Below are 23,224 nucleotides of genomic sequence, written 5' to 3' on the forward strand. Positions count from 1 at the left end.
AACAGGTGTTTATTTTACTTCAAATGTTTCTCTCAGTCTTATATCCTTCGAAGAAGCGCCGACCATGATCCTGAATGAACCAGGTTCTATGACAGGTTTTAAATCCTTGTCCAGCATTGATAGTTGCTCTGGTCCCAGTACAAATGATAGCTGCCGGCTTTGGCCCGCTTTTAAATGAATCCGCTGAAAGCTTTTTAACTCCATTACAGGACGGGCTACAGAAGCTAATTCATCGCGCAGGTATAATTGAATCACCTCATCACCATCTCGTGATCCCGTATTTTTTACCGTGAGTTGTATGCAGATGCTGTCAGAGGCGCCGATCTGTTTTTTATCCAACACCAGGTTGCTGTACTCAAATTGTGTGTAGCTAAGCCCAAATCCAAATGGAAATAACGGTTGTCCCGAAAGATTATTGTAATCGTCACCCCGGCCAGTAGGCTTGTGATTATACACGAGTGGAAGCTGTGCCTCATGTACCGGGAAGGTAACAGGTAAACGGCCAGCCGGGTTATAATCGCCAAAGAGTACATCAGCAATGGCTCTTCCTCCTTCCTCACCTGCATACCAGGTATGCCCGATCGCCTTTACTTTGTCCGCCCACTGTTGCATCGTAATGGCGCTGCCGCCTACTAATAGTACAATAACAGGCTTGCCAGTAGCAGCTACTGCCTGTATTAATGCTTCCTGCTGACCAGGCAGGCTTAGCATAGCCCGGTCCAGGAACTCGCCTTCAGTAATACCGGCCACAACAATGGCCACGTCCGCTTTACGCGCTGCAGCAACTGCGTCTTTCATCTTTTGCGAGCTATTATCCGGCTTTCCTTCGTTCCATACCAGCTTAATGGTTCCATTGCCATTGGTTTCATAAAACTCAACTTTGATACGGTATTTTTTCCCGGCCTCAAAGCTGTAATTTTTCAGGCTGGTATGGTAGGATAGCTTTTGCCATTGGTCTACTACTAACTTGTCATTGATATAGAGTTTATAGCCATCATTGCCTTCGATCCCTATTTTGTAGTTGCCTGTTTGGGGTGCTTTTAAATCTCCTGTCCAGCGAACGGCATAGAAATCCCGGTTTAATTTTGCATCAGGTGCATAAAGCGTCCATAGAAAATCAATAGCAAGATCGGTTCTTGTTAATTCAGGCTTCATCATCATATCCCTGCCTGAAAAGTATTCGGCATTAAGACCCGGTTTCCCATTGTGGGATAAAAATTTTGTTGGGATTACTTTATAGCTGCTGTCATGTCGTCCCGGACCTTCTGCATAGTATATTGTGGTGTTGCTGCCCAGCTTTTCTTTAAATGCATCCAGCATGTTTATTTTTTATACCCTTCTCCCGCGTAACCGCCCAGCCTGGCTTCCACGGCATCGGGTCCGATAAGCGCTATGGTTTTGGTTTTTTTAGATAAGGGTAATGCCTGCTGTTCATTTTTCAGTAACACGAAAGATTTTCTGGCAGCGTCTAAAGCAGTTGCCTTTCCTTGCTGAAGTAATTGGATATTGTTGGGTGTTTCGGTGACGTATGGATGCTCAAATAATCCCAGTTCAAACTTGGCGCGTAATACCCGCGATACCGCATCGTCAATCCGGGCCTGGCTGATCTTGCCATTCAAAAACGCCGGCATAAATAATTTATGGTGTTCGTAATCGGTTTGGAATATCACATCCAGTCCGCCGTTGATGGCGTGTGCACCACTTTCTTCATAATCTTTGGCGGTATAATGTAGCACTGCTTCACCACCTACCGCATTAGCATCTGAAATGACAAATCCCTTGAACCCCCATTCTTTTTTAAGCTTATCTATCAGCAACCAGTGATTGGCTGAGGCTGCAGTGCCATCCAGAGAGTTGTAAGCCGTCATAATTGATCGGGCACCCGCTTTTTTAATGGCATCAATAAAGGGAGGGAAATGTATCTCGCTCAGCATGCGCTCATTGAAATGGATCGGATAACTATCCCTGCCGCCGTCGCCAACATTGGCTACAAAATGTTTAGGTGTAGTAATGATGCCTCTTTGTTCAAAGGCGCTCATGAAAGCTACGCCCATGGCACTGGTAAGATAAGGATCCTCGCCATAAGTTTCTTCCGTACGTCCCCAGCGTACATCTGAAGCAATGTTTACCACTGGCGACAGTATTTGCCGGATACCTCTTTCTTTTACCTGGTTGGCAATATCGGACGCTACCTGATGAACTATGGCTCGGTCCCAGGTGGCTGCAAGACCTATTGCTTGTGGAAAAGCAGTAGACTGACTTCTTACCAAACCATGCAGGGCTTCATCAAATGCAATAATAGGAATGCCCAGCCGGGTTTGTTCAACAAAATATTTTTGAATGCTATTAATTTTCCTGATGACCATAGTGGCATCTTCCTGGGTATTATAACTAAGCAATTGACCCGCCGCATCGCCTTTAGCCTTGGCGCTTACCTGGAACCCGAATAACCCGTTTTTGTATTGATCAGGTCCGGTATCGTCAAGGTCGCCAGGTATCATGAAGAGTTGCCAGAATTTTTCTTCCGGCGTCATACGGGCCAACAGATCAGCCACCCTTTTTTCTACCGGTTGATTTTTGTCCTTATATAAATATTGCTGGCTGTTTGCATTAACTACCCAAACGAATAATAAGCAAATAAAGACAACCCTGCGGCTCATTGCATTCATAATCTATAATCTTATGTTGCAATGTAAAGAGTATATCTCAGAATGCTATACCCGCCTGACAGTTTTAAAAAGTTTGATAAAGCGCAAGAAAAAGCCGGCTTGGTAGCCGGCTCTTGTGTTATTTGTTCTGTAACGCTATGGATAAAACTTCTTCCATCTTATCTACATAATGAAATTTGAGTCCTTTAATAAACGAAGCTTCTACTTCTGTAACATCCTTTTCGTTCTGTGCACAGAGAATAATCTCTTTCAATCCGGCACGTTTAGCGGCCAGTATCTTTTCTTTAATGCCGCCTACCGGTAGTACCTGTCCTCGTAAAGTTATTTCGCCTGTCATGGCCAGGAAGGGTTTTACTTTTTGCCGGTAAGTGCTGACGCAATAGCGGTCATCATGGTAATACCTGCACTGGGGCCATCTTTAGGAGTAGCTCCCTCCGGAACGTGTATATGTATACTCTTTTTGCCGAAAATAGTCGGATCAATATGGTATTGGGCTGCGTTGGATTTCAGGTAACTTAAGGCAGTGGTAGCACTTTCTTTCATTACGTTGCCCAGGTTCCCGGTTAAGCTCAGGTCTCCTTTTCCATCGCTCAGGCTGGCTTCAATAAACAGTATATCGCCTCCCACATAGGTCCAGGCCAGCCCCACGGCCACACCAGGTGAGTTTACAGCCTTGTACAGGTCGCTGCTATATTTGGGTTTCCCTAGTATTTGCAGCAGTTCTTCAGCCGAAAGAGATGTACTCAGCACTTCTTCCATGGCTATTTTTTTAGCCCTGTTACGCATAATGCTGGCAATTACTCTATCCAGCTCACGTACGCCGCTCTCACGGGTATAATCAGCAATCAGGCGCTCCAATACCTTATCGCCAATCTTAAAGCTGCTTTTGGGTATACCATGCATTTCTTTTTGCTTGGGCACCAGGTGGCGCTTGGCAATTTCTATTTTTTCTTCGATAGCATAGCCACTCAGGTTGATGATCTCTAACCTGTCTCTTAAAGCCGGCTGTATATTTTGCAGATTGTTGGCTGTAGCAATAAACAATACTTTACTCAGGTCGTATTCGAGCTCCAGGTAATTATCGTAGAACGTATTATTTTGTTCCGGATCTAACACTTCGAGCAATGCACTGCTGGGGTCGCCACGAAAATCATTACCTACTTTGTCGATCTCATCTAATACAATTACCGGGTTACTGCTTTTGGCCTTGCGAAGCGATTGCAGGATACGGCCGGGCATGGCGCCAATATAGGTTTTACGGTGCCCGCGTATTTCACTTTCATCATGTAAGCCACCCAGGCTTAAACGGATATACTTACGTCCCAATGCGCTGGCAATACTTTTACCCAAAGAAGTTTTTCCGATTCCGGGAGGGCCGAAAAAGCAAAGTATGGGACTTTTCATGTCTCCTTTCAGTTTCAAAACAGCCAGGTATTCCAAAATTCTTTCCTTGATCTTGGCCATGCCGTAATGATCATTATCTAAGGTCTTTTGGGCGTTTTTCAGATCATATTGATCATCGGTATAATCATCCCAGGGCAGGTCTAGCATCAGGTCTACATGATTATATACCACTGAGTAGTCAGGCGTACTGGGATGCATCCTTTCCAGCTTTTCAATTCCTTTCTGAAAAGCTTCTTTTTTGCAGTGGCAGGCCATTTCTTTAACTCTGCCTTTTTTGCATTTCTTTTATTTCCTGGGAATTGGAGTCGCCTCCTAGTTCTTCCTTAATGCTTTTTAGTTGCTGCTGAAGGAAATAGTCACGTTGCTGCTTGTCGAGTTCTGTGCGGGTTTTATTGGTTACCTTATTTTTCAACTCTACGAACTGCAGTTCTTTTTGCAGCAATTCCATCAAGTTTTCTGCGCGCTGCTTAATATCGGTCAGTTCCAGCAATTTTTGCTTTTCCAGTATCGATGTATTGAGATTGCTACTTACAAAGTGGATCAAAAAAACAGGGCTTTCAATATTTTTCAGGATCAAGGTCGCTTCAGAGGGTAGATTGGGCGACTGCTGGATAATATTGGTCGCAATGTCTTTAATATTGGAAATATATGCTTCAAAATCACCATCTTTAGGAACCTCGTTCTCTGTAATTTTAGAGGTTCTGGCTTTAAAGTAGGGGTCTTCAGTAGTTATTTCTTCAATAAAAAATTTGCTTCTTCCCTGTATAATAACAGTGGTGCCGCCATCGGGCATTTTGATCAGTTTAATGATCTTGGCAATCGAACCAATCTTTTCCAGGTCATCAATTCCAGGTTCTTCTACATTTGAATCTTTTTGAGCCACTACGCCTACAAGTTTATCGCCTTTGTAAGCGTCGTTTACCGCCTGTATGCTTTTATCGCGTCCTACAGTAATGGGTAATACTACTCCCGGAAATAAAACAGTATTTCTAAGGGGCAGAATGGCTATTTCATCAGGAATGATATCCTGGCTATCGTCGGTTTCGTTCTCATTAAGCGGAAGTATCGGCATAAAATCCATGTCATCTTCAGGCTTCAAAAACACTTTGCTAAAATCCATAATATTTATTTTTGAGACAAACTGTCATATAACAGCTTTATAACCATTGCGGTTAAGCTAATATATGAAAGGGTATATGAAGCGGCAATATTAATGCCATGCCACCTATTACCGAAAACTTGTCGCAGAAAAAATACGCTGGCGAAATGAGCAGCTATAAAACTGACAGTACTGTGTTAAGCAAGAAGCTAAAAAGCAATGCCAAGACTTACCTGCAATGCCTGGTTTTTCCATTGGTCCTGGTTGACTACCTGGCTTACATTGCTTAGTCCCACAACATAGCGTGCGGTTACTCTGAATGCGCTGAAATGCAGGGCAGCGCCGCCTACCATAGAAAAATCACCCTTTTTGAAGGCATCCTGGCCATTCTCAAGCAATTTCTTGTCTTTGTTCAGGAGTATGCCAAATTGCGGCCCGGCTTCAATATGTATGGGACCAACAACGCGCAGGTTGAGCAAAATCGGAATCGATAAATAATTGAGTTTGGCTTTTATCTGGTCATTTTTGAAATTCGGTAAAGTATTGGTAAAAGAGGTATCGGTAGTAGCAGAAGTTTGTGAGAACAATACCTCAGGGTTAATGCTTACTTTATCGCCCAGGCCGATTTCAGCAAATCCACCCAGGAGGTAACTATAGTTGAATTCTTCTTTGAAGCTTTTACCATCTATTTTTCCTGCATTTACACCTGCTTTTATACCTATATGAAACTGCGCATTTACAGAAAAGGTAGAGAACAGTGCTATTGCAGCAATGATAAAAAGACGCTTGGTCATTGTTTTTAGTTTAGAGGGTGAAGGTTTAAAAAACAAAAGTAAGTTTTTTCGTCCTTCCCTACGCCAGTTCTATCACGGTAATTTCAGGTAGAATACCCACCCTGCCAGGGTAGCCAATAAATCCAAATCCCCGGTTTACGTATAGTTTTTGTTGTTGCTGTTCGTATAGGCCCGCCCAATGCTTGTACACGTATTGTACGGGGCTCCATTTAAATCCCGGGATCTCCACACCGAACTGCATTCCGTGGGTATGGCCGCTTAAGGTAAGATCAACATCGGTGTATCGGGTGCTTACTTCTGTATCCCAATGCGAGGGATCATGGCTCATTAATATTTTAAAAGGATAATTAGCCGCTCCCTGCATCGCCTTAGCCAGGCTGCCATAGCTGTGAAAGCTGCCCCGGCCGCTAATATTTTGTACGCCTACCAGGCCTATCGTGGCGCTGTCTTTTTCCAGCGGCAGATGCTCATCCAGCAACAGTCGCCAACCCATATCAGCATGTATTTTCTTTAAACTTTCCAGGTTAGCTGCTTTTTCAGCCGGTGTTTTCCAATTCACGTAATCTCCGTAATCATGATTGCCTAGTACCGAGTAAACACCCATGGGCGCTTTAAGGCGACTAAATATTTTCTGGTATTCGCCCACTTCGTCGCTTTTGTTATTAACCAGGTCCCCGGTAAATAGTATCAGGTCAGGGTTTTGGCTTAAAATCAGGTCTATACCTTTATTTACGGCATTTAGATTGGTAAAGCTGCCTGTATGGATGTCAGAAATATGTACAATCTTAAAACCTTTAAAAGCCGCCGGTAAGTTGACAAAGGGGATTTTTACATTTTTTACCTGGTAATTATATTTATTGTTTAACCCATAGATAAACGAGGCAAACATAGTGCCTCCTGAAATAATGCAGCCAGGTTAAAAAAGAGGAGCGGGATATGCGATCACCCGTAGTACCTGCAATCTCGCTTATTTCGTTATTGGGCGAGAATATTTTCCCGGCGATCCATTGCACGGCGCGGCGCAGATCATCTATAAAGAAGAACAGTGCCCCGATCAGTTTACCCAGGAATAGCGCAAATACAAGCACAAAAAGTATACTTCGCAGCGCTTTGTGTTGTTCGCTGGCCTGGAAATAGGGTAACACGAATATTAATAAAACGAGTGCGATTGCTGAAAATGCCCAATAAGCTACAGTGAAAACGGCCCTGCTTTTGGTACCGGATATAAACAGAGATCGGATAGAAAAAATACGTACAGGTCGATCAATACCATTGCTACGATCAGTATCCACCAAAAAGGCCCATTGCGCATATTATATTATTTTGTTATCAAAACTAAGGAATTGCATATTGGTTGACGTTTTAAGACAAAAATCCCTTTAAATATTAGCCAAGAACTATCGGCGGAAGCATACAATCTAATAAACAGTTGCCCCAAAAACTTTACATTTGCGTTTCGCCGCGATTTACGAGTTTTTTCATCTTAATCATCTTTAATCGTGGGTAAAAAATTATGGCAAAAATAATTGGAGTTGCAAACCAAAAAGGTGGTGTAGGTAAAACCACAACGGCTATAAACCTGGCTGCCAGTTTTGCAGTGCTGGAATATAGAACATTGTTGGTAGATGCTGATCCACAGGCAAATAGCACCACGGGTGTAGGATTTGATCTGCAAAATATAACGCAGAGCCTGTACGACTGTATGGCGAATCAAACCCCTGCCCAAAACGTTATACTGAAAAGCGATATTCCTAACCTGGACCTGATACCTTCTCATATTGACCTGGTAGGTGCAGAAATAGAAATGATCAATTATCCCAACAGGGAAACAGTACTGAAGGAAATTCTGGGAGCCGTACAAGATCAGTATGATTTTATCGTGATCGATTGTTCTCCTTCCTGGGACTGATCACCGTAAATGCCTTAACGGCTGCTCAGTCGGTAGTGGTGCCGGTACAGTGTGAATTTTTGCATTAGAGGGATTGGGAAAGTTGCTGAATACGATCAAGATAGTACAGAGTCGCCTCAATATGGATCTGAAAATTGAAGGAATTCTGATGACGATGTACGATGCACGTCTTCGATTATGCAACCAGGTAGTGAACGAAGTGCGCCGTCATTTTGATGAGCTGGTATTCAGTACCATTATTCACCGTAATTCCAAACTGAGCGAAGCCCCAAGCTTCGGTAAACCGGTAATATTGTATGATGGTAACAGCAAGGGTTCGGTAAACTATCTGAATCTGGCAAAAGAGATTTTACAGAAGAATAATCTTACGAGAATTCCAAACGAAGAAAAGATACTGGAGTAGTTTATGGTTGATCGGTTGACTTGTTGACTAGTTTACAAGTCCGGCGGTAACCAGTAAACCAATTAACCAGTAAACTAATTAACAAAAAATGGCTACACAAAATCTAATAAAGACGCATTGGGGAAAGGAATCCGCTCGCTTTTAGGCAGCATTGATGCGGAGTTAAAGAGTGGTACCGGCGACTTAAAAAAAACAGTGGTAGAAGCGGCTACCAATATTTCTAAGATTCCTCTTACAGATATTGAGACCAACCCTAAACAACCGCGTACTGATTTTGATGAGCAGGCTTTACAGGAATTAGCTCAATCCATCAAAATACATGATATTATACAGCCGCTTACCGTTTCCAAAATGGCAAACGGCAAATACCGGCTGATTGCAGGCGAGCGTAGGTTGCGCGCTTCAAAAATAGCAGGACTAAAAGAAGTGCCCGCCTATATCAGGCAGGCGAATGACGCGGAGCTGCTGGAACTGGCTTTGCTGGAAAACTTACAGCGGGAAGATCTGAACGCAGTGGAAGTAGCGTTGAGCTACAAACGCATGATGGATGAGCTGGAGTATACACAGGATCAGGTGGCAGAGAGAATGGGTAAAGACAGGAGCACGGTCGCCAATTTTATCAGGTTATTAAAGTTGCCACCCGATATTCAACTGGCAGTGAGAAGCAGTGTTATTTCGATGGGACATGCGCGCGCATTGATCAATGTAGATACGGTAGACAGGCAGCTATTTATTTTTAAGGAAATAAAAGATAAAGGATTGTCTGTAAGACAAACCGAAGAGCTGGTTAGAAACCTTTATAAAGAAGGCGGGGCGGCTAAAAAAACGGCGAAGAGCAGCCTGTCCTCACCATTTCAACGTATTGAAGACAAATTGGCTACTCAATTTGATACCCGTGTAAAGCTCAAGCATAGCTCGAAAGGAAACGGACAGATTACTTTTGATTATTACTCGGTAGAAGAGCTCAATAAGCTGTTGCAAAACTTTAACGTGTCTATCGACTAACTTTAACGTGGCAATAGATTAATCTGTATTTTATTTGCACCATGCGCATAGTTACAAAACTTTTTCTTTCTGCTTTATTCTGCACTTTATTGCACCTGGGCGCAGCTCAGGCACAAACAGTGGATACGACTGTTGCGCGTCAGTTACTGGCGGCGCGGGATACAGTTGTGAAGCCTACTATTAAAAATCCGGCTTTTAAAGAAACGGACAGTGCAAAGCTCAAAGATCCCAACGCCCGCATTCCCAGGGTGGCAGCATTAAGGTCTGCTATTTTACCAGGCTGGGGGCAGATCTATAACAAAAAGAACTGGTATTTTAAAGTACCTGTTATATATGCGGCGCTGGGTATTACGGGAGGCATCTTTGTCAACAATATTACCTGGTACAATCGTACTAAATATGCTTACAGGGTAGCCATTAACATTCAAAATGGAACCGATACATTAGGCAGTGCCGCCTATAATAAAGTGTATGAAAGCATCCGGCGTGTTTTTTTGACGGAAGCCAGGGCGTTCAGCCTGAATACCTGAGAACCAACAGGGATTACTTTAGAAAAAACGTAGACTACTCGGCAATCTACTTTCTGATAGCCTGGGGCTTAAATGTGGTAGAAGCTACGGTAGGCGCCCATTTGAGCAGTTTTGATGTTTCTCCTGATCTTTCGTTTAAAGTGCAGCCTGGCTACAGTGAAATGGCGGGTACCACAGGTTTCAGCTTAGTGCTGAAGGTTAAATAAGCAGCTAAAAAATATTAATTGAAATTATGAAGATCGCATTGATTGGATATGGTAAAATGGGTAAAGCTATTGAAGCCATTGCATTGGAAAGAGGCCATGAGGTGGTTTTGAAAATAGATGAGGCCAATATCGCAGATTTTAACCAGGAGAATATAGCGAAAGCGGATGTGGCCATTGAATTTACAGGACCACATACGGCTTATGAAAATATCCTGAAACTAATTGAACTCGGCGTACCTGTTATAAGCGGGTCTACCGGCTGGCTGGATAAGATAAGGGAGGTAGAGCAATTAATTATTGATAAAAATGGGGCCTTTATTTATGCCAGCAATTTTAGTGTGGGGGTGAACCTGTTTTTTGAGCTGAATAAAAAGCTGGCTGCATTAATGCACCCGCATAAGGAGTATCATGTATCCCTGGAGGAAATTCACCATACCCAAAAAGAGATGCGCCAAGCGGAACAGCGATAACGCTTGCAGAAGGCGTTATGGAGACTTACCAGGCTATGACGAAATGGGTGAATGATGTAGCGCCTCAATCGGACGAATTATTAATTGTAAGCAAACGTATTGATCCAGATCCCGGCACACATACCATCCGGTATACTTCCGAAATAGATGATATTACTATTACGCATTCAGCGCATAGCCGTAAAGGATTTGCGCTCGGAGCTGTGGTGGCTGCCGAATTTTTGAAAGATAAAAAGGGGACCTTTACGATGAAAGAGGTACTGGGCTTGTAAAAGAATATATAGTAAGATGTTAAACGCGCTACTTTGTAGGGCGTTTTTTTATGTTATGATGCTATAATGTTAAAAGTAGAAAACCTGTACTATTTTAACTTGCTTTAAAATAATTGTATAGTTTATTTGTCAGATGTATTCAAAAACAAAACTAGTTGCTGTATTGGTAACATTACTGCTCGTATCTCAGCATTTGCTAATCGCTCAACCCGCTGATAGCACCTATATAGCCAGAAAAAGCGCATACCCGGAAAAGCCGCCATTCGTTCTGCTTTACTACCCGGTTGGGGTCAGGTATATAATCGCAAAATATGGAAAGTGCCGATCGTATATGGAGCATTGGGAGTTACCGGTGGTTTATTTGCTTACAATTTAAACTGGTACAAAAAATTTCGTTCAGGTGTCAGAGTGGGAGATTATCTGATGAAAAGCAGTGTTGATCCCAAAGACTCAACCGGCTACTTTGCATTAGACCGGACGGTAAAGTTATATCTGCGAGAAGGGCAGGGGCTTGAAACCCTAAGAACTATCCGGGATGACTCCCGGAAAAATATGGTTTATTCGGGTTTGTATTTTTTAATTGCCTGGGGGCTGAATATTATAGAGGCCACTGCTGATGCTCATTTAAGCGGTTTTGATGTATCGGATAATCTTTCATTTGGAGTAAAGCCAGCCGTAGATATTTCTTCACGTACAGCCGGACTGAGTTTTGTACTAAAGACAAAATAGCAGGCACACAATGTTCTTTATGAAAAGGTAGGTATGCGTAGATAAAGCCCTCTTTGCTTAAAACAAAAAGACCCCACATACATTTGCATGCGGAGCCTCTTCCATTATTAAATTGTGTATTGAATCTATGATTTTGTTGCTCTTTGCTCTACTTCTTTTGCCAGGTCTCTGAACGCTTTTTTACTTAGCTCATCATCACTCACCATTACCGGAATGCCAATATCTCCACCCTCACGAATACTTTGTACCAATGGTATTTCTCCCAGGAAAGGTAGTTCGTATTGCTCTGCTAGTTTTTGTGCGCCCTGTTTTCCAAAAAATATAATACTTATTATCCGGTAATTCCGCTGGCGTGAAATAGCTCATGTTTTCAACAAGCCCGAGTATGCGGGCATTGAGCTGTGCCTGACCAAACATGGCAATCCCTTTTTTAGCATCTGCCAAAGCTACGTCCTGTGGTGTACTTACAATTACAACGCCCGAAACCTTAATTAATTGTAATAGGGTCAGGTGTATATCCCCTGTACCGGGCGGCATATCTACAATGAGATAGTCCAGTTCGCCCCAATCCACATCGGTAACAAATTGGCGGATAGCGCTACTAGCCATCGGTCCGCGCCATACAACGGCTTTGCTCTCGTCTACCAGCAACCCAATGCTCAGCAGCCTTATTCCAAAACGTTCTAACGGTACAATCACTCCTTTGCCATTCACCTCTTTCATTAAAGGGCGCTCGCCACGCACACCAAACATAATAGGCACACTGGGGCCATAAATATCTGCATCCATCAGGCCCACTTTGGCGCCTGATTCGGCCAATGCCAGCGCCAGGTTAGCAGATACGGTGCTTTTGCCAACCCCACCTTTACCACTTATAACCGCTATTACTTTTTTACGCCCGCAAGAGGTGCGTTTTGATCCTGCTCATAAGTTGTTTCGGCCACAGGCTTATTTTGAAAAGCTACTTTAATGATCGCATCCTTATTTACCTGCTCCTTTATCGCTTTTATAGCTTCACTCTTGAGCTTTAGCCTCATATCAGCATCGTTAGTGTCTACAATAAGGCTGAATGAAATGTAATATTTTTCGATATTCAGATCCTGCACAATACCCGCGCTAACAATATCTTTTTCATTGCCAATATGGTATACTGTTCTTAACGCATGCAATACTTTTTCCTTCGTCATTATTAAAGCTTATGTTAAATTCAAATGTAAATGCCAAAGTTAAACACCTCCAGGCCCAAATTGTTGTCTTTATTAAAAATCATGTACTTAATTTTGGCGCAGTGAAGAAGATATTGTTTTTAGTTAGCTTTTTGATGGGGGCAATTGCGGTAAACGCGCAATTCGAAAAAGCCCGTGATTCCGTGGTTCAGCTTTTTGGGGTGATTATGACTGCTGATAGCCTGGAGGCCATTCCTGCTGTGAGTGTAACTGTAAAGGGCACCAAACGAGGCACCATTACCAATAATGAAGGCGTGTTTTCCATTGCTGTACTAAAAGGCGATGTGATCGAATTTTCGCACGTTAGCTTTTTGCCCGGATCGGTTCATGTTCCCGACACATTAAAAGGAAGCCAGTACAGTATTGTGAAAACATTGGTGCAGGATACCGCATTTCTACCGGTGGCTATTATAAGACCCCGCCCTACACCAGAGCAGTTTGCCAGAGATTTTGTGAATATATCTGTTGCTGAAGATGAATTGGAAATATTAAGGAAAGCCAATACTCCTGAGGCCAGAAGAGCCTATTTGGCAAAATTACCACAGGATGGAAGGGAAATGACCAACCGCCAGCTGAATAACGTATTTCAACGGGCCCGTTACCAGGGGCAGGTACCTCCGATGAATATATTTAGCCCGGCCGCCTGGGCAGAATTCATTAATGCCTGGAAACGCGGGGATTTTAAGCGTAAGTAAGGTGAATGGTTGAGTAGTCGATAGTCAATAGACCGCACGCGAAATTATTATCATCCTATAATCTACATTCAACGTTTGTTGTTGGGTATCCATTATCCAGTATCTATCATCTGATATCTGGTATTTCGCATCCCGCTACAATCCCTTTAACACCCTCTTAATCAGGTCTTCCAATGCAAGTTCTGGTTCTGCCTGCAGGAGTTTGGAGAGGTTTTGATCTGCCTGCTGACGGTTGATCCCCAGGGCCAGCAATGCTTCAAGCGCATCTTGTTTTATAGAAGGGGCAACAGATTTGCCAGGAGTAACTACAATGTCAGTATGTTGTTTGCCTATTTTATCTTTTAATTCCAAAACAGCTCTTTCGGCCGTTTTCTTGCCGATCCCTTTTATTCTTTCCAGCGCTTTACTGTCTTCATGTAAAATAGCCGAACTAACTTCCTCAGGTTTCATATAGGAAAGGATCAGTCTTGCGGTATTCGCTCCAATTCCCGATACACTTATTAGTAATAAAAATATATCTTTTTCCTGGTTGTCGCCAAACCCGTAAAGCAGGTGCGCATCTTCTTTTATAATAACATGGGTGAATAGCAGTCCCTTTTCCAGGTTCTGGATTTTCGAGTAGGTATTCAGGCTGATATTAACCTCATACCCTAATCCGCCAATATCTACAATAACTGTAGAAGGTGTAATATGGGCAAATGTTCCTTTTAAATAGCTGATCATTTGTCAAATATCAATATGAAATTCTAAATCGCAAATTCTAAATCATAAATTAGCAGGAAAGGCAATGTTTTATTAAGCGGGAGCCAACCCGTTCCGGCGGATGGGAAATAACATTGCTACAAACACGGAGCCATCGGCTCCAAAATCAGAAACTTGCCTGGGGCAGGCAATTCACAAATCATAAATTCCACTACCTTTGGCGTCCCCGAAGGGGTTCTTCGGGAAAATATTTTTAAGAAAGCAATGGCGAACAAAATTACAGCGGCAATCACGGCAGTTAATGGCTATGTTCCTGAGGATAAACTAACGAATTTCGATCTTGAAAAAATAGTGGATACCAACGATGAGTGGATACGTACCCGCACTGGTATTGAAGAAAGACGAATACTGAAGGGCGAAGGGAAAGGGGTGAGTGAAATGATTGTGCCTGCTGTAAATGGATTGCTGGAGAAGCGAGGTATTGATGCTAAAGAAGTAGACTGTATTATTGTTGCTACGGTTACACCCGATATGGTGTTCCCGGCAACTGCGAATATTGTTGCCCACAAAGTAGGCGCAATTAACGCTTTCGGGTATGATGTTTCTGCCGCATGTTCAGGCTTTTTATATGCCCTTACGCAAGGAGCTGCCTTTATCGAAAGCGGTCGATATAAAAAAGTGATCGTAGTAGGCGCTGATAAAATGAGTGCCATTGTAGATTATACAGACAGAACCACCTGCATTATTTTCGGGGATGGCGCGGGTGCAGCTCTTTTGGAGCCTAACGAAGACGGCATGGGAATAAAAGATAGTCTTTTAAAGAGTGATGGGGCCGGAGCTCAGTATTTAAGAATGAAGGCCGGTGGCAGTGCTTATCCTGCAAGTGCAGAAACAGTAGCGAACCGGGAGCATTATGCTTACCAGGAGGGGCAAACTGTGTTTAAGTTTGCTGTAAAGGGAATGGCTGATGTGAGCGCAGAGCTTTTGGAGCGAAACGGATTAACAGGTGATGATATAGCCTGGTTGGTTCCGCACCAGGCGAACTTACGGATTATTGATGCAACAGCTAATCGTATTGGTTTGCCTAAAGAAAAAGTGATGATCAATATTCAGAAATTTGGAAATACTACAGCCGCCACTATACCTCTTTGTCTGTGGGAATGGGAAAGCAAGCTAAAGAAAGGCGATAAACTGGTATTGGCTGCCTTCGGCGGTGGCTTTACCTGGGGAGCTACTCTTATAGACTGGGCATATTAATATTCGAAGCTTCATTTTTTAAGCTCGATACTCATTATTTATTACTGATTACTCATTACTTGTCATCCAACATACATATAAGGCCTGCAGAACGGCAGGATTGTCCGCGGATCTTAGAGTTAGTAAAAGAACTGGCTGATTATGAAAAAGCCCCGGCGGCAGTTACGGTTAGTTTAGAGCACTTTTCAGAAAGTGGCTTTGGGGTAAATCCTGTTTGGTGGGGCTTTGTGGCCGAAGATCAGGGGAAGATTGAAGCGTTTGCTTTGTATTATATCAGGTTTTCTACCTGGAAAGGGCAGGCGATGTACCTGGAGGATATATTGGTTACCGAGGAGATGAGGGGAAAGGGAATAGGGAAGCTATTAGTTGAAGCGTTAATTGCAGAGGCGCGTAAAAAGGTCTCCGGCGAATATGCTGGCAGGTGTTGGATTGGAACGAGCCGGCCATCAACTTCTATAAAAATATAACGCCACATTTGATGGCGAGTGGATCAACTGCGCTATCGAAGTATAAAAAGGAAAACCTCCCGCGAGCAGGAGGTTTTTTCTATAAGCAGTGTAAAACAAAGTACTAAAAAGAGTATACCGCAGCCACCAGGAAGGACGCGGCACTTTTGGTATCGCTACCATCATTTTTCTTGAAGATAGGGTCTTTGGCGCTGTCAATCCTGAATTCAGGAATAATAGCCAGTCCGCTAACCGGTTTGATATTGAATGACAACGTAGCCTGTGTTATCGAAGTTCCCACGGGATTTACATCTCCATAGGTTCCAAAACCAAACCTTTATCCTTGTCATCAAAATATTCACCTCTTAATGTAATACCAAATTTTTCGGTTGGGTCTACATTAACATATAAGGCAGATCCCCACCATTTGCCCGAACCCCCACCTATGGGGTCAACCATTTTTACAGTTCCATCATATCCAAGCGAAAAAACATCGTTTACCTTTGCTGTTGCAGTAAGGCCTATTTGGTTAATATTATTACCCGCTGTGTCTTTGCCTCCCACATAATTTAAAAATGCATTCACCTTTTCTGATGTTTTGCTGAATTGTGCGATTACGTTCTTTTTGGCAAAAGAAGCGGACAAGAAATCGGTCGGATTGGCAACTCCTGCCATTAACCCAAAACCGCTGCCTAGCGTAAAGTCAGCTTTCAACCCGGTATGAGAAAATGGTCCATAAGAAAACATATAGCTCATGCTATAGTTGCGGTTGAGTTGCGGATCTAATACCTCGTAGCCTAAGTGGGTTCCCCATTTACCTGCTGAAATTCTGATATTATCTGTCGGGTTGTAAGTGACATAAGCTTGTTTGATCGCTTGTAATATACCCGATTCTACATAGGAAAACTCCGTGGCTCTTGTTCCGAAGCCCAGGTCAACCACCACGCCAGCTTTTCCTTTGGTATAACTGGCTTTTAAGGAAGCCATGCCTAGTTCGATAGAATTTTGAGAATTGGTGAAACTGGTCTTGTTGTTAAATATGCCTGTTGACTTGGCATTGGCAAAATTGTAACGATAATAAGCATCTACCGACCCATTGATTTGTAATTCGCCTTTGGGTTCTTCAGTTACGGGTTCTGTTTGTGCAAAAATTGCAGTTGAGATGAAAAGAGCTTTGGTTGCTAAAAGAAGTTTTCCTTTCATTTACTTTAGTTTAAAGTTTAAAAAAATGTTTAAATCGAAATTCGCATGGTATTTAAAAATAATTTGATGTTTTTTAGCATTTGTTACTTTGTTTTTGGCTTTTCTAATGCTAATAATCATATTAAATAAATACTAATTAATTGTAAACATAACAATAATTCTACAAAAATTGGATAATCGGTAGAAAATATATAAATAATAATAATTTTAATATGATGTCCAAGCGTCTTTTTGCTTTCTTGATATTTATATTAAACCGGATTATTTATAGCGGGGTATTGAAAAATGCTATATTTGCGCCCTAAAAAAATACAATGGCAAATACTGCAGATATCAGCCGTGGCATGATCCTCAAACTGGACGGTAGCCTCTACTCGGTAGTTGAGTTTGGAGAAAACAAAACAGCCCGTGCAGCAGCAAAGGTTTGGGCAAAGCTTAAAGGTGTAGACAATAGCAGAACTATTGAAAAAACCTGGAACTCCGGAGATAATATATATCCTGTAAGAGTGGAAAAAGAGAATACCAATATCTTTACCAGGACGAAACCGGCTACAACTTTATGGATAATACCACTTTCGAGCAGATGAGCGTGGCAGAAAATTTAATTGATGCGCCGCAGTTCCTGAAAGAAGGCCAGGAGGTTTCGATTGCCATTAATACTGAAACTGAGCAGCCTGTAAGTGTTGAATTACCCGACAAAATTGTAATGTTAGTAACTTACACAGAACCTGGTTTGAAGGGAGATACTGCTACGCGTACTTTAAAACCTGCAACAGTTGAAACTGGTGCTACGGTGAGCGTGCCTTTGTTTGTAAATGAAGGAGAGCTGATAAGAGTGAATACGAAAACCGGCGAGTACGTAGAACGAGTAAAAGAATAATTGTAAGTATATTAAAGAATGGCTCTGATCGATACAGGTTGAGGGCCATTTTTAATTTTGGCGCTGCTGTGCCAAAAATTAGGAGAAATCTACGGTTTAATCTTATTGATTTACTTACCTTAGATGTTCGTGTCGAACGCTGTTACAGAAAAAATTGTATTAACCCCAAAGCTGTCAAATTGAAAAGTATGGACTTCAGGCAAATTCAGGAATTGATCAAGATGGTCAATAAATCTAATATCGGAGAATTAAATATAGAGCAGAAAGATTTTAAATTAACGATCAAGCAGAAAGAAGAAGCGATTACCCAGGTGGTATCAGCGCCTCCTTTTCCTGTTCAGGGTTTACCGGTTCCGGTAGCGCCTGCACAAATCACAGCGCCGCAAACCCCGGCTGCAGCTGCTTCTGCCGAGAAAGCAAAAGCGGAGCCCTCTAACAACAATATCATTGTTAAAAGCCCCATGATAGGTACTTTCTATCGCAGACCCTCGCCCGATAAAGCTAACTTCGTAGAAGAAGGAGATATTATTACTCCAGGGAAAGTAGTGTGCGTAATTGAGGCAATGAAATTGTTTAACGAAATCGAAAGCGAAATAAGTGGAAGGATCGTGAAAATATTAGTAGACGATGCTTCACCGGTTGAGTTTGATCAGCCTTTGTTTGAAGTGGAAACGGCGTAATAATGTGATAGTAAGCTGATTTGCTAATATGCTAATCATAAAATTGGTTTATGCAAAAAGACCTTATAGAGAAAAATCCGATCTTAAAATTAAGTTTCGAGTTCTCTCTTTTAATTATTGATTACTGTAGCAGATTAGATGATAGTAAGAAATTTGCAATTAGTAAGCAATTATTCAGGTCGGGAACTTCTATTGGGGCAAATGCATTTGAGGCCCAAAATTGTGAAAGTAAAGCGGACTTCATCCATAAAATTAAGATATCTGCCAAGGAAGCAGATGAAACACAATATTGGCTCACATTATATGATTATTCAAAGGAATATCCTTCCACATCTGACTTACTCATTAAATTAGAAGAGATCAGTAAAATTTTAAACAAGATTTTGTCGACTTCTAAAAAAGAAAAATCCTTTTAGTTATATTCTTAGTTTTTTTATATAAATAGATGTGTGATGTTCATTATCGTATTAGCACATTACCATATTAGCACATTAAAAAATTATGTTTAAAAAGATATTAATAGCCAACAGGGGTGAGATTGCTTTGCGCATCATAAGAACCTGTCGTGAGATGGGTATTAAAACGGTTGCGGTATACTCTACGGCCGATAGTGAAAGCCTGCACGTAAAATTTGCGGATGAAGCGGTGTGCATTGGTCGCCCGGCCAGTTCAGAGTCTTATTTGAATATCCCTAATATCATGGCTGCTATCGAAATAACCAATGCCGATGCAGTACATCCGGGATACGGATTCCTTGCTGAAAATGCAAAGTTTGCTGATATCTGTAATAAAAGCAATATCAAGTTTATTGGTCCCACTGCAGATATGATCAATAAAATGGGTGATAAAATTACGGCCAAAGAAACCATGATCAAAGCCGGCGTACCGGTTGTGCCAGGTGGAGAAGGTTTGCTGGAGAGCATCGAAGAAGCAAAAGAGCTGGCTAAAGTAGTAGGTTACCCAGTAATCTTAAAAGCAACTGCGGTGGTGGTGGTAAAGGTATGCGCATCGTTTGGGAAGAGAGCGAAATGGAAAAAGCCTATGATACTGCGAAAATGGAGGCTGCTGCTTCCTTTAAGAACGACGGTATTTATATGGAGAAGTTTGTTGAAGAGCCCCGCCATATAGAAATACAGGTTGCAGGAGATCAGTTTGGCAATGTATGTCATATGAGTGAGCGGGATTGCTCTATTCAACGACGCCACCAGAAATTGGTAGAAGAGTCTCCTTCTCCTTTTATGACCGATGAATTACGTGCTGCTATGGGTGAGGCTGCCAAAAAAGCGGCATCTGCTATCGGCTATGAAAGCGTAGGTACGATCGAATTCCTGGTAGATAAGCATCGCAATTTCTACTTTATGGAAATGAATACCCGTATACAGGTAGAGCATTGCGTAACAGAAGAAGTGATCAATTTTGATTTGATCAAAGAACAAATCAAAATCGCTATGGGTGAAAAAATATCAGGTAATGACTATTTCCCTCACATGCATAGCATTGAGTGCCGTATTAATGCAGAAGATCCATTTAACGACTTCCGACCTTCTCCCGGTAAAATTACCAACCTGCATGTGCCAGGCGGTCATGGGGTGAGGGTTGATAGTCACGTTTACGCAGGGTATACGATATCCCCTTATTATGATTCGATGATCGGTAAGCTGATCACAGTAGCGCGTACGAGGAAGGAAGCTATTGATACGATGTACAGGGCCTTAAGTGAGTATGTAATCGAAGGGGTGAAAACTACAATTCCTTTTCACCTGCAATTAATGAAGAATGAAGATTTCATCAATGGCAACTTCAATACTAAATTTTTAGAGACTTTTCAATTAAAGAAATAAGTGGTTGGGGAGCAATATTTCCTACACGTATAATAAAAAATGGGCTTCGTTTATCGAAGCCCATTTTTTATACGGGTTATAATGACTATGGTTTTTTAACAGTAGTCATTGTAATGTCAGCGTTTACGGCCATCGGTACCTTTTGTCCCCCGGCTTCTATATTCCCTTTCATCTTTTGCTGTATGGAGGACAGGAGCGGCATACCTGTATCAATATCTACCTCGGTGCTGCCACTGAATGATCCTTCAATGGCAAAACCACATCCATGCCATTTGTCTGTATAGATGCGTTGCTATCGGTGGTTAGTTTTCCCGTAAAGTCGATATAGGCTTTTTTGCCTTCTACTTTTACTAACGTGTAGTTGGCCGACCCCTTAATGGTGTAGGGCTGCTTTAAGCTCATTTCGGTTGACCAGGACTCGCCTACTTTAACCGGGTTGTTAGGGTAAAAGCCAAAAGATTGCTCAATCATGTTTTTTAAGGCATCTTCTCCCACTACACCCTTCATGGCTTCTTGCTGTTCTTTCAAATCACCTACTTTGCCGAGCATTTCCTCGACACCCTCTATCTTCACTACTTTTCCATACGGATCCATTAAAAGAACTAAACTTTGCCCTTTTAAGGCTCTGAACGCAGCACTGGCCTCGTTGGTCGTGTCCTCACTGCTCATTTTTATCTGCTCTCCCATGATCTGCATATTCATGTTGAATTGATCGTACACGAGCTTTAGCTTTTTGTTCTCGCCATCTGCAGATACATGAAAGGTGCTGTTGAAGTCATAGTCCATATTCATCTCCACATTCTGGTCCATTACGTTTTGGATCATTTTGGTTTTGCTAACCAAGGCCACGCCATACCGGCTACCATTTTCCGGGTTAAACCTGATCGTATACGCTTTTTGAGCCTGTACAAGAATAGAGCAGATAATAAATGCGCACAGCAAGAGGCCTTTTTCATAAAAGGAGCTATTTTATGGAACTGATCAGTTTATTGTTTAATGTCACGTAATCCTGGTTTTTGGCAGCGGCAGCCAGTTCTTTAGACTTTAATGCAGCTTCCTTCGCCTGTGCTTTTTTGCCCAGTTTGGCTAATGTGCGTGCCTGTTGATAACGTATCCAGAAAGCATTGGGTTGCGCCTCAACGGCTTTGCTAAACCATTCTTCGGCTTGCTTCAAATCTTTGCCGTTTTCCAGGTAATAGAAAGCTGACTGAAAATAAGCGGGCTTATCTGATTTCATCGACTCTTCGATAGAAGCCATGATCCTGTCATTTACGTTGGTTTTAATAGGCAGGCTTACCATCGACTTGTCCCAGCTAATGATCAGGTCGCAGCTTTCAGATTGAATATTGTCAAACTGGATGCTAAAGTTTTCTACACCTGTAGTTAAAGGTTTTACTTTGGCTGTTACTCTCACCACATCTTCTTCCTGTTTGTAAGCAGAAGGACTGGTGACGTCGGTTTGTTTGGTAATGATCAGCGTCCAGCTGGTTGCCCCGGGAATACTTAATAAACCATATTTGCCAGCAGCGATTTCTTTGCCCCCTATAATTACATTATCTCCAAAAGTAAGAGTGGTAGCGCCGTTGGCCCCGGTACGCCAAACTGCATTGTAGGGAACCAGGTCGCCAAATATTTTCCGGCCTTTTTTACAGGGCGACTATAAGATAGCTCAACATTGGATAATCCAAATTCCTGTTTAACAGTTTGAGCCGGGCTCGGTGCGGGCATTTTTATCTGGGCATTGGCGTAAGAGAGTGCGCATAACAATGCAACAGATAATACAATCTTCTTCATGTGTGGTTTGTTTTTTATTTTGACTTGATAAATGTAGCAAATATCATTGAGCTACACGCTACAGTACAACGTACAATGCTGTAAAAAGTTAACCCTTTCACAAAAAAATCAGCGGAAAGAAGGATGGAATTGTTCCAGTGTTTTACGTAAAAACTCTTTGTCAAGATGTGTATAGATCTCAGTGGTAGTGATGCTTTCGTGCCCCAGCATTTCCTGTACGGCACGCAGGTTAGCCCCGCCTTCTATTAAATGGGTGGCAAATGAATGGCGGAAAGTATGCGGCGATACTGTTTTATTAATACCCGCTTTTTGTACCAGGTCTTTGATAATTAAAAATATCATAACACGGGTAAGCTTTTGCCCCCGCTTGTTTAAAAACAGGATGTCTTCATTGCCCGTCTTTACCGCAACGTGATTACGGATGTTTTGGCGGTAAATATTAATGTATTTGGTAGCGGCATCGCCAATGGGAACCAATCGCTCTTTATCGCCTTTGCCGGTTACCCTGATATAGCCTACATCGAGATAAAGTTGTGAAATGCGTAAGTTGACCACTTCGCTCACACGCAGGCCGCAGCTATACAGTGTTTCAAGTATCGCCTTGTTGCGACCACCTTCGGGCTTGCTAAGGTCGATCTGTCCGATGATGATTTCTATTTCAGAAAAACTTAGCACATCGGGCAGGGCCCTTTTGGTTTTAGGTGCTTCCAGCAAAAGAGTGGGATCTTCCGCAACCATATCTTCTAAAATACAATACTTGTAAAAAGCGCGGATGCCCGAAATAATGCGGGCTTGCGAAGTGGCAGTCATTTCCAGCTCGCCAATCCATTGTATAAAAAATTGCAAATCCTGCAGCGTGATGGCTGCAGGATTTTTTGTATATTTTTTATTTCGAGAAATTGCACCAGTTTATCCAGGTCGCGTAAATAAGCGTCTGTAGAATTATCGGAAAGCGATTTCTCTAATTGCAGGTATGCTTTAAATCCTTTTTTGTAAGGTGCCCACATTTT

Annotated in this window: 30 protein-coding genes and 3 pseudogenes; 17 read left to right on the forward strand and 16 right to left on the reverse strand. The window is 42.3% G+C overall.

The window, feature by feature from the left end:
• Window positions 1-9 precede the first annotated feature (9 nt).
• The 7 genes and pseudogenes from MKP07_RS15220 to MKP07_RS15255 form a co-directional block, all read right to left on the reverse strand.
• On the reverse strand, window positions 10-1,320 hold the full coding sequence (locus MKP07_RS15220; protein ID WP_240847952.1) for a glycoside hydrolase family 3 C-terminal domain-containing protein: 1,311 nt from the start codon (window positions 1,318-1,320) through the stop codon (window positions 10-12).
• Window positions 1,321-1,322: 2 nt separating this feature from the next.
• Complete coding sequence (locus MKP07_RS15225) at window positions 1,323-2,669, reverse strand: glycoside hydrolase family 3 protein (protein WP_240847953.1); 1,347 nt, start codon at window positions 2,667-2,669, stop codon at window positions 1,323-1,325.
• 118 nt (window positions 2,670-2,787) lie between these two features.
• A pseudogene (lon, locus tag MKP07_RS15235) lies at window positions 2,788-4,328 on the reverse strand (endopeptidase La).
• Window positions 4,329-4,332: 4 nt separating this feature from the next.
• Window positions 4,333-5,193 carry an LON peptidase substrate-binding domain-containing protein gene (locus MKP07_RS15240; protein WP_240847956.1) on the reverse strand — a complete coding sequence of 287 codons (861 nt, stop codon included), beginning with the start codon at window positions 5,191-5,193 and terminating at the stop codon, window positions 4,333-4,335.
• A 188-nt stretch (window positions 5,194-5,381) separates the two neighbouring features.
• Window positions 5,382-5,966 (reverse strand): porin family protein, encoded by a 585-nt coding sequence (locus MKP07_RS15245; RefSeq protein WP_240847957.1) that lies wholly within the window; start codon window positions 5,964-5,966, stop codon window positions 5,382-5,384.
• 58 nt (window positions 5,967-6,024) lie between these two features.
• The gene (locus MKP07_RS15250) at window positions 6,025-6,855 is read right to left on the reverse strand and encodes a metallophosphoesterase (protein ID WP_240847958.1); all 831 of its coding nucleotides are present in this window, start codon (window positions 6,853-6,855) and stop codon (window positions 6,025-6,027) included.
• Entirely contained in the window at window positions 6,821-7,261 is a 441-nt protein-coding gene (locus tag MKP07_RS15255; protein WP_240847959.1) for a hypothetical protein, read from the reverse strand. Before MKP07_RS15255 ends, MKP07_RS15250 begins: the two co-directional genes overlap by 35 nt.
• 218 nt (window positions 7,262-7,479) lie before the next feature.
• On the opposite strand from MKP07_RS15255, the gene MKP07_RS41195 reads away from it, so the two are divergent.
• The 8 genes from MKP07_RS41195 to MKP07_RS15285 all read left to right on the forward strand — a co-directional run bounded on the left by MKP07_RS41195 (window position 7,480) and on the right by MKP07_RS15285 (window position 11,490).
• Entirely contained in the window at window positions 7,480-7,875 is a 396-nt protein-coding gene (locus MKP07_RS41195; RefSeq protein ID WP_317235829.1) for a ParA family protein, read from the forward strand.
• A gap of 73 nt (window positions 7,876-7,948) precedes the next feature.
• Window positions 7,949-8,278, forward strand: a complete 330-nt coding sequence (locus MKP07_RS41200; RefSeq protein WP_317235830.1) for a ParA family protein — start codon at window positions 7,949-7,951, stop codon at window positions 8,276-8,278.
• 117 nt (window positions 8,279-8,395) lie between these two features.
• A complete protein-coding gene (locus MKP07_RS15265) occupies window positions 8,396-9,283 on the forward strand; it encodes a ParB/RepB/Spo0J family partition protein (protein WP_240847960.1) in 888 nt (295 codons plus the stop codon).
• A gap of 41 nt (window positions 9,284-9,324) precedes the next feature.
• Window positions 9,325-9,813, forward strand: coding sequence for a DUF5683 domain-containing protein (locus tag MKP07_RS15270; protein ID WP_262919319.1), 489 nt, complete (start codon window positions 9,325-9,327; stop codon window positions 9,811-9,813).
• Window positions 9,810-10,019, forward strand: coding sequence for a DUF5683 domain-containing protein (locus MKP07_RS38645; RefSeq protein WP_262919767.1), 210 nt, complete (start codon window positions 9,810-9,812; stop codon window positions 10,017-10,019). The genes MKP07_RS15270 and MKP07_RS38645 overlap by 4 nt, the downstream gene beginning before the upstream one ends.
• 26 nt (window positions 10,020-10,045) lie before the next feature.
• Window positions 10,046-10,489, forward strand: a complete 444-nt coding sequence (locus MKP07_RS15275; RefSeq protein ID WP_240847961.1) for a 4-hydroxy-tetrahydrodipicolinate reductase — start codon at window positions 10,046-10,048, stop codon at window positions 10,487-10,489.
• 17 nt (window positions 10,490-10,506) lie between these two features.
• Entirely contained in the window at window positions 10,507-10,761 is a 255-nt protein-coding gene (locus MKP07_RS15280) for a dihydrodipicolinate reductase C-terminal domain-containing protein (RefSeq protein WP_240847962.1), read from the forward strand.
• Window positions 10,762-11,004: 243 nt separating this feature from the next.
• A complete protein-coding gene (locus tag MKP07_RS15285) occupies window positions 11,005-11,490 on the forward strand; it encodes a DUF5683 domain-containing protein (RefSeq protein WP_317236020.1) in 486 nt (161 codons plus the stop codon).
• A 125-nt stretch (window positions 11,491-11,615) separates the two neighbouring features.
• On the opposite strand, the pseudogene MKP07_RS42585 reads toward MKP07_RS15285, so the two are convergent.
• Window positions 11,616-12,677, reverse strand: a pseudogene (locus MKP07_RS42585) (Mrp/NBP35 family ATP-binding protein).
• Window positions 12,678-12,778: 101 nt separating this feature from the next.
• Here MKP07_RS42585 and MKP07_RS15305 point away from each other — a divergent pair.
• Window positions 12,779-13,411, forward strand: coding sequence for a carboxypeptidase-like regulatory domain-containing protein (locus MKP07_RS15305; RefSeq protein ID WP_240847964.1), 633 nt, complete (start codon window positions 12,779-12,781; stop codon window positions 13,409-13,411).
• Between the two features lie 135 nt (window positions 13,412-13,546).
• On the opposite strand, the gene ruvA is transcribed toward MKP07_RS15305, so the two are convergent.
• The gene (gene ruvA / locus MKP07_RS15310) at window positions 13,547-14,134 is read right to left on the reverse strand and encodes a Holliday junction branch migration protein RuvA (RefSeq protein ID WP_240847965.1); all 588 of its coding nucleotides are present in this window, start codon (window positions 14,132-14,134) and stop codon (window positions 13,547-13,549) included.
• A 243-nt stretch (window positions 14,135-14,377) separates the two neighbouring features.
• On the opposite strand from ruvA, the gene MKP07_RS15315 reads away from it, so the two are divergent.
• Window positions 14,378-15,370: a beta-ketoacyl-ACP synthase III gene (locus MKP07_RS15315; RefSeq protein ID WP_240847966.1), complete on the forward strand. Its 993-nt coding sequence runs from the start codon at window positions 14,378-14,380 to the stop codon at window positions 15,368-15,370.
• A gap of 59 nt (window positions 15,371-15,429) precedes the next feature.
• Window positions 15,430-15,837, forward strand: a complete 408-nt coding sequence (locus MKP07_RS15320; RefSeq protein WP_240847967.1) for a GNAT family N-acetyltransferase — start codon at window positions 15,430-15,432, stop codon at window positions 15,835-15,837.
• Window positions 15,838-15,940: 103 nt separating this feature from the next.
• Here the strand turns inward: MKP07_RS15320 and MKP07_RS38650 are convergent, their stop codons facing one another.
• Together MKP07_RS38650 and MKP07_RS15325 are read right to left on the reverse strand one after the other, a co-directional pair.
• The gene (locus MKP07_RS38650) at window positions 15,941-16,117 is read right to left on the reverse strand and encodes an outer membrane beta-barrel protein (protein ID WP_317235831.1); all 177 of its coding nucleotides are present in this window, start codon (window positions 16,115-16,117) and stop codon (window positions 15,941-15,943) included.
• Window positions 16,118-16,122: 5 nt separating this feature from the next.
• The gene (locus tag MKP07_RS15325) at window positions 16,123-17,019 is read right to left on the reverse strand and encodes a porin (protein ID WP_262919320.1); all 897 of its coding nucleotides are present in this window, start codon (window positions 17,017-17,019) and stop codon (window positions 16,123-16,125) included.
• A gap of 314 nt (window positions 17,020-17,333) precedes the next feature.
• Between MKP07_RS15325 and MKP07_RS15330 the strand changes: the two genes are divergently transcribed.
• The 6 genes and pseudogenes from MKP07_RS15330 to MKP07_RS15355 all read left to right on the forward strand — a co-directional run bounded on the left by MKP07_RS15330 (window position 17,334) and on the right by MKP07_RS15355 (window position 20,420).
• Window positions 17,334-17,606 (forward strand): hypothetical protein, encoded by a 273-nt coding sequence (locus MKP07_RS15330; RefSeq protein WP_240847968.1) that lies wholly within the window; start codon window positions 17,334-17,336, stop codon window positions 17,604-17,606.
• Window positions 17,579-17,899, forward strand: a complete 321-nt coding sequence (locus MKP07_RS15335) for a hypothetical protein (RefSeq protein ID WP_240847969.1) — start codon at window positions 17,579-17,581, stop codon at window positions 17,897-17,899. Before MKP07_RS15330 ends, MKP07_RS15335 begins: the two co-directional genes overlap by 28 nt.
• A gap of 188 nt (window positions 17,900-18,087) precedes the next feature.
• A complete protein-coding gene (gene accB, locus MKP07_RS15340) occupies window positions 18,088-18,579 on the forward strand; it encodes an acetyl-CoA carboxylase biotin carboxyl carrier protein (RefSeq protein ID WP_240850863.1) in 492 nt (163 codons plus the stop codon).
• Between the two features lie 50 nt (window positions 18,580-18,629).
• Window positions 18,630-18,995, forward strand: a complete 366-nt coding sequence (locus MKP07_RS15345) for a four helix bundle protein (RefSeq protein ID WP_240847970.1) — start codon at window positions 18,630-18,632, stop codon at window positions 18,993-18,995.
• A gap of 85 nt (window positions 18,996-19,080) precedes the next feature.
• A pseudogene (locus MKP07_RS15350) lies at window positions 19,081-19,982 on the forward strand (acetyl-CoA carboxylase biotin carboxylase subunit); the annotation flags it as partial.
• An 84-nt stretch (window positions 19,983-20,066) separates the two neighbouring features.
• Entirely contained in the window at window positions 20,067-20,420 is a 354-nt protein-coding gene (locus MKP07_RS15355; protein ID WP_240850865.1) for an acetyl-CoA carboxylase biotin carboxylase subunit family protein, read from the forward strand.
• A gap of 216 nt (window positions 20,421-20,636) precedes the next feature.
• Here the strand turns inward: MKP07_RS15355 and MKP07_RS15360 are convergent, their stop codons facing one another.
• The 5 genes from MKP07_RS15360 to MKP07_RS15380 form a co-directional block, all read right to left on the reverse strand.
• Complete coding sequence (locus tag MKP07_RS15360) at window positions 20,637-21,362, reverse strand: DUF6263 family protein (protein WP_240847971.1); 726 nt, start codon at window positions 21,360-21,362, stop codon at window positions 20,637-20,639.
• A gap of 22 nt (window positions 21,363-21,384) precedes the next feature.
• Window positions 21,385-22,053 carry a DUF2911 domain-containing protein gene (locus MKP07_RS15365; protein ID WP_317236023.1) on the reverse strand — a complete coding sequence of 223 codons (669 nt, stop codon included), beginning with the start codon at window positions 22,051-22,053 and terminating at the stop codon, window positions 21,385-21,387.
• Entirely contained in the window at window positions 21,969-22,214 is a 246-nt protein-coding gene (locus tag MKP07_RS15370; protein ID WP_240847972.1) for a hypothetical protein, read from the reverse strand. Before MKP07_RS15370 ends, MKP07_RS15365 begins: the two co-directional genes overlap by 85 nt.
• A gap of 108 nt (window positions 22,215-22,322) precedes the next feature.
• The gene (locus MKP07_RS15375; RefSeq protein WP_317235832.1) at window positions 22,323-23,060 is read right to left on the reverse strand and encodes a tyrosine recombinase; all 738 of its coding nucleotides are present in this window, start codon (window positions 23,058-23,060) and stop codon (window positions 22,323-22,325) included.
• Window positions 23,021-23,221, reverse strand: coding sequence for a site-specific integrase (locus tag MKP07_RS15380; RefSeq protein ID WP_240847973.1), 201 nt, complete (start codon window positions 23,219-23,221; stop codon window positions 23,021-23,023). Before MKP07_RS15380 ends, MKP07_RS15375 begins: the two co-directional genes overlap by 40 nt.
• Between the last annotated feature and the right edge of the window lie 3 nt (window positions 23,222-23,224).

Source organism: Paraniabella hibiscisoli (assembly GCF_022512515.1).
Classification (GTDB): Bacteria; Bacteroidota; Bacteroidia; order Chitinophagales; family Chitinophagaceae; genus Niabella; species Niabella hibiscisoli.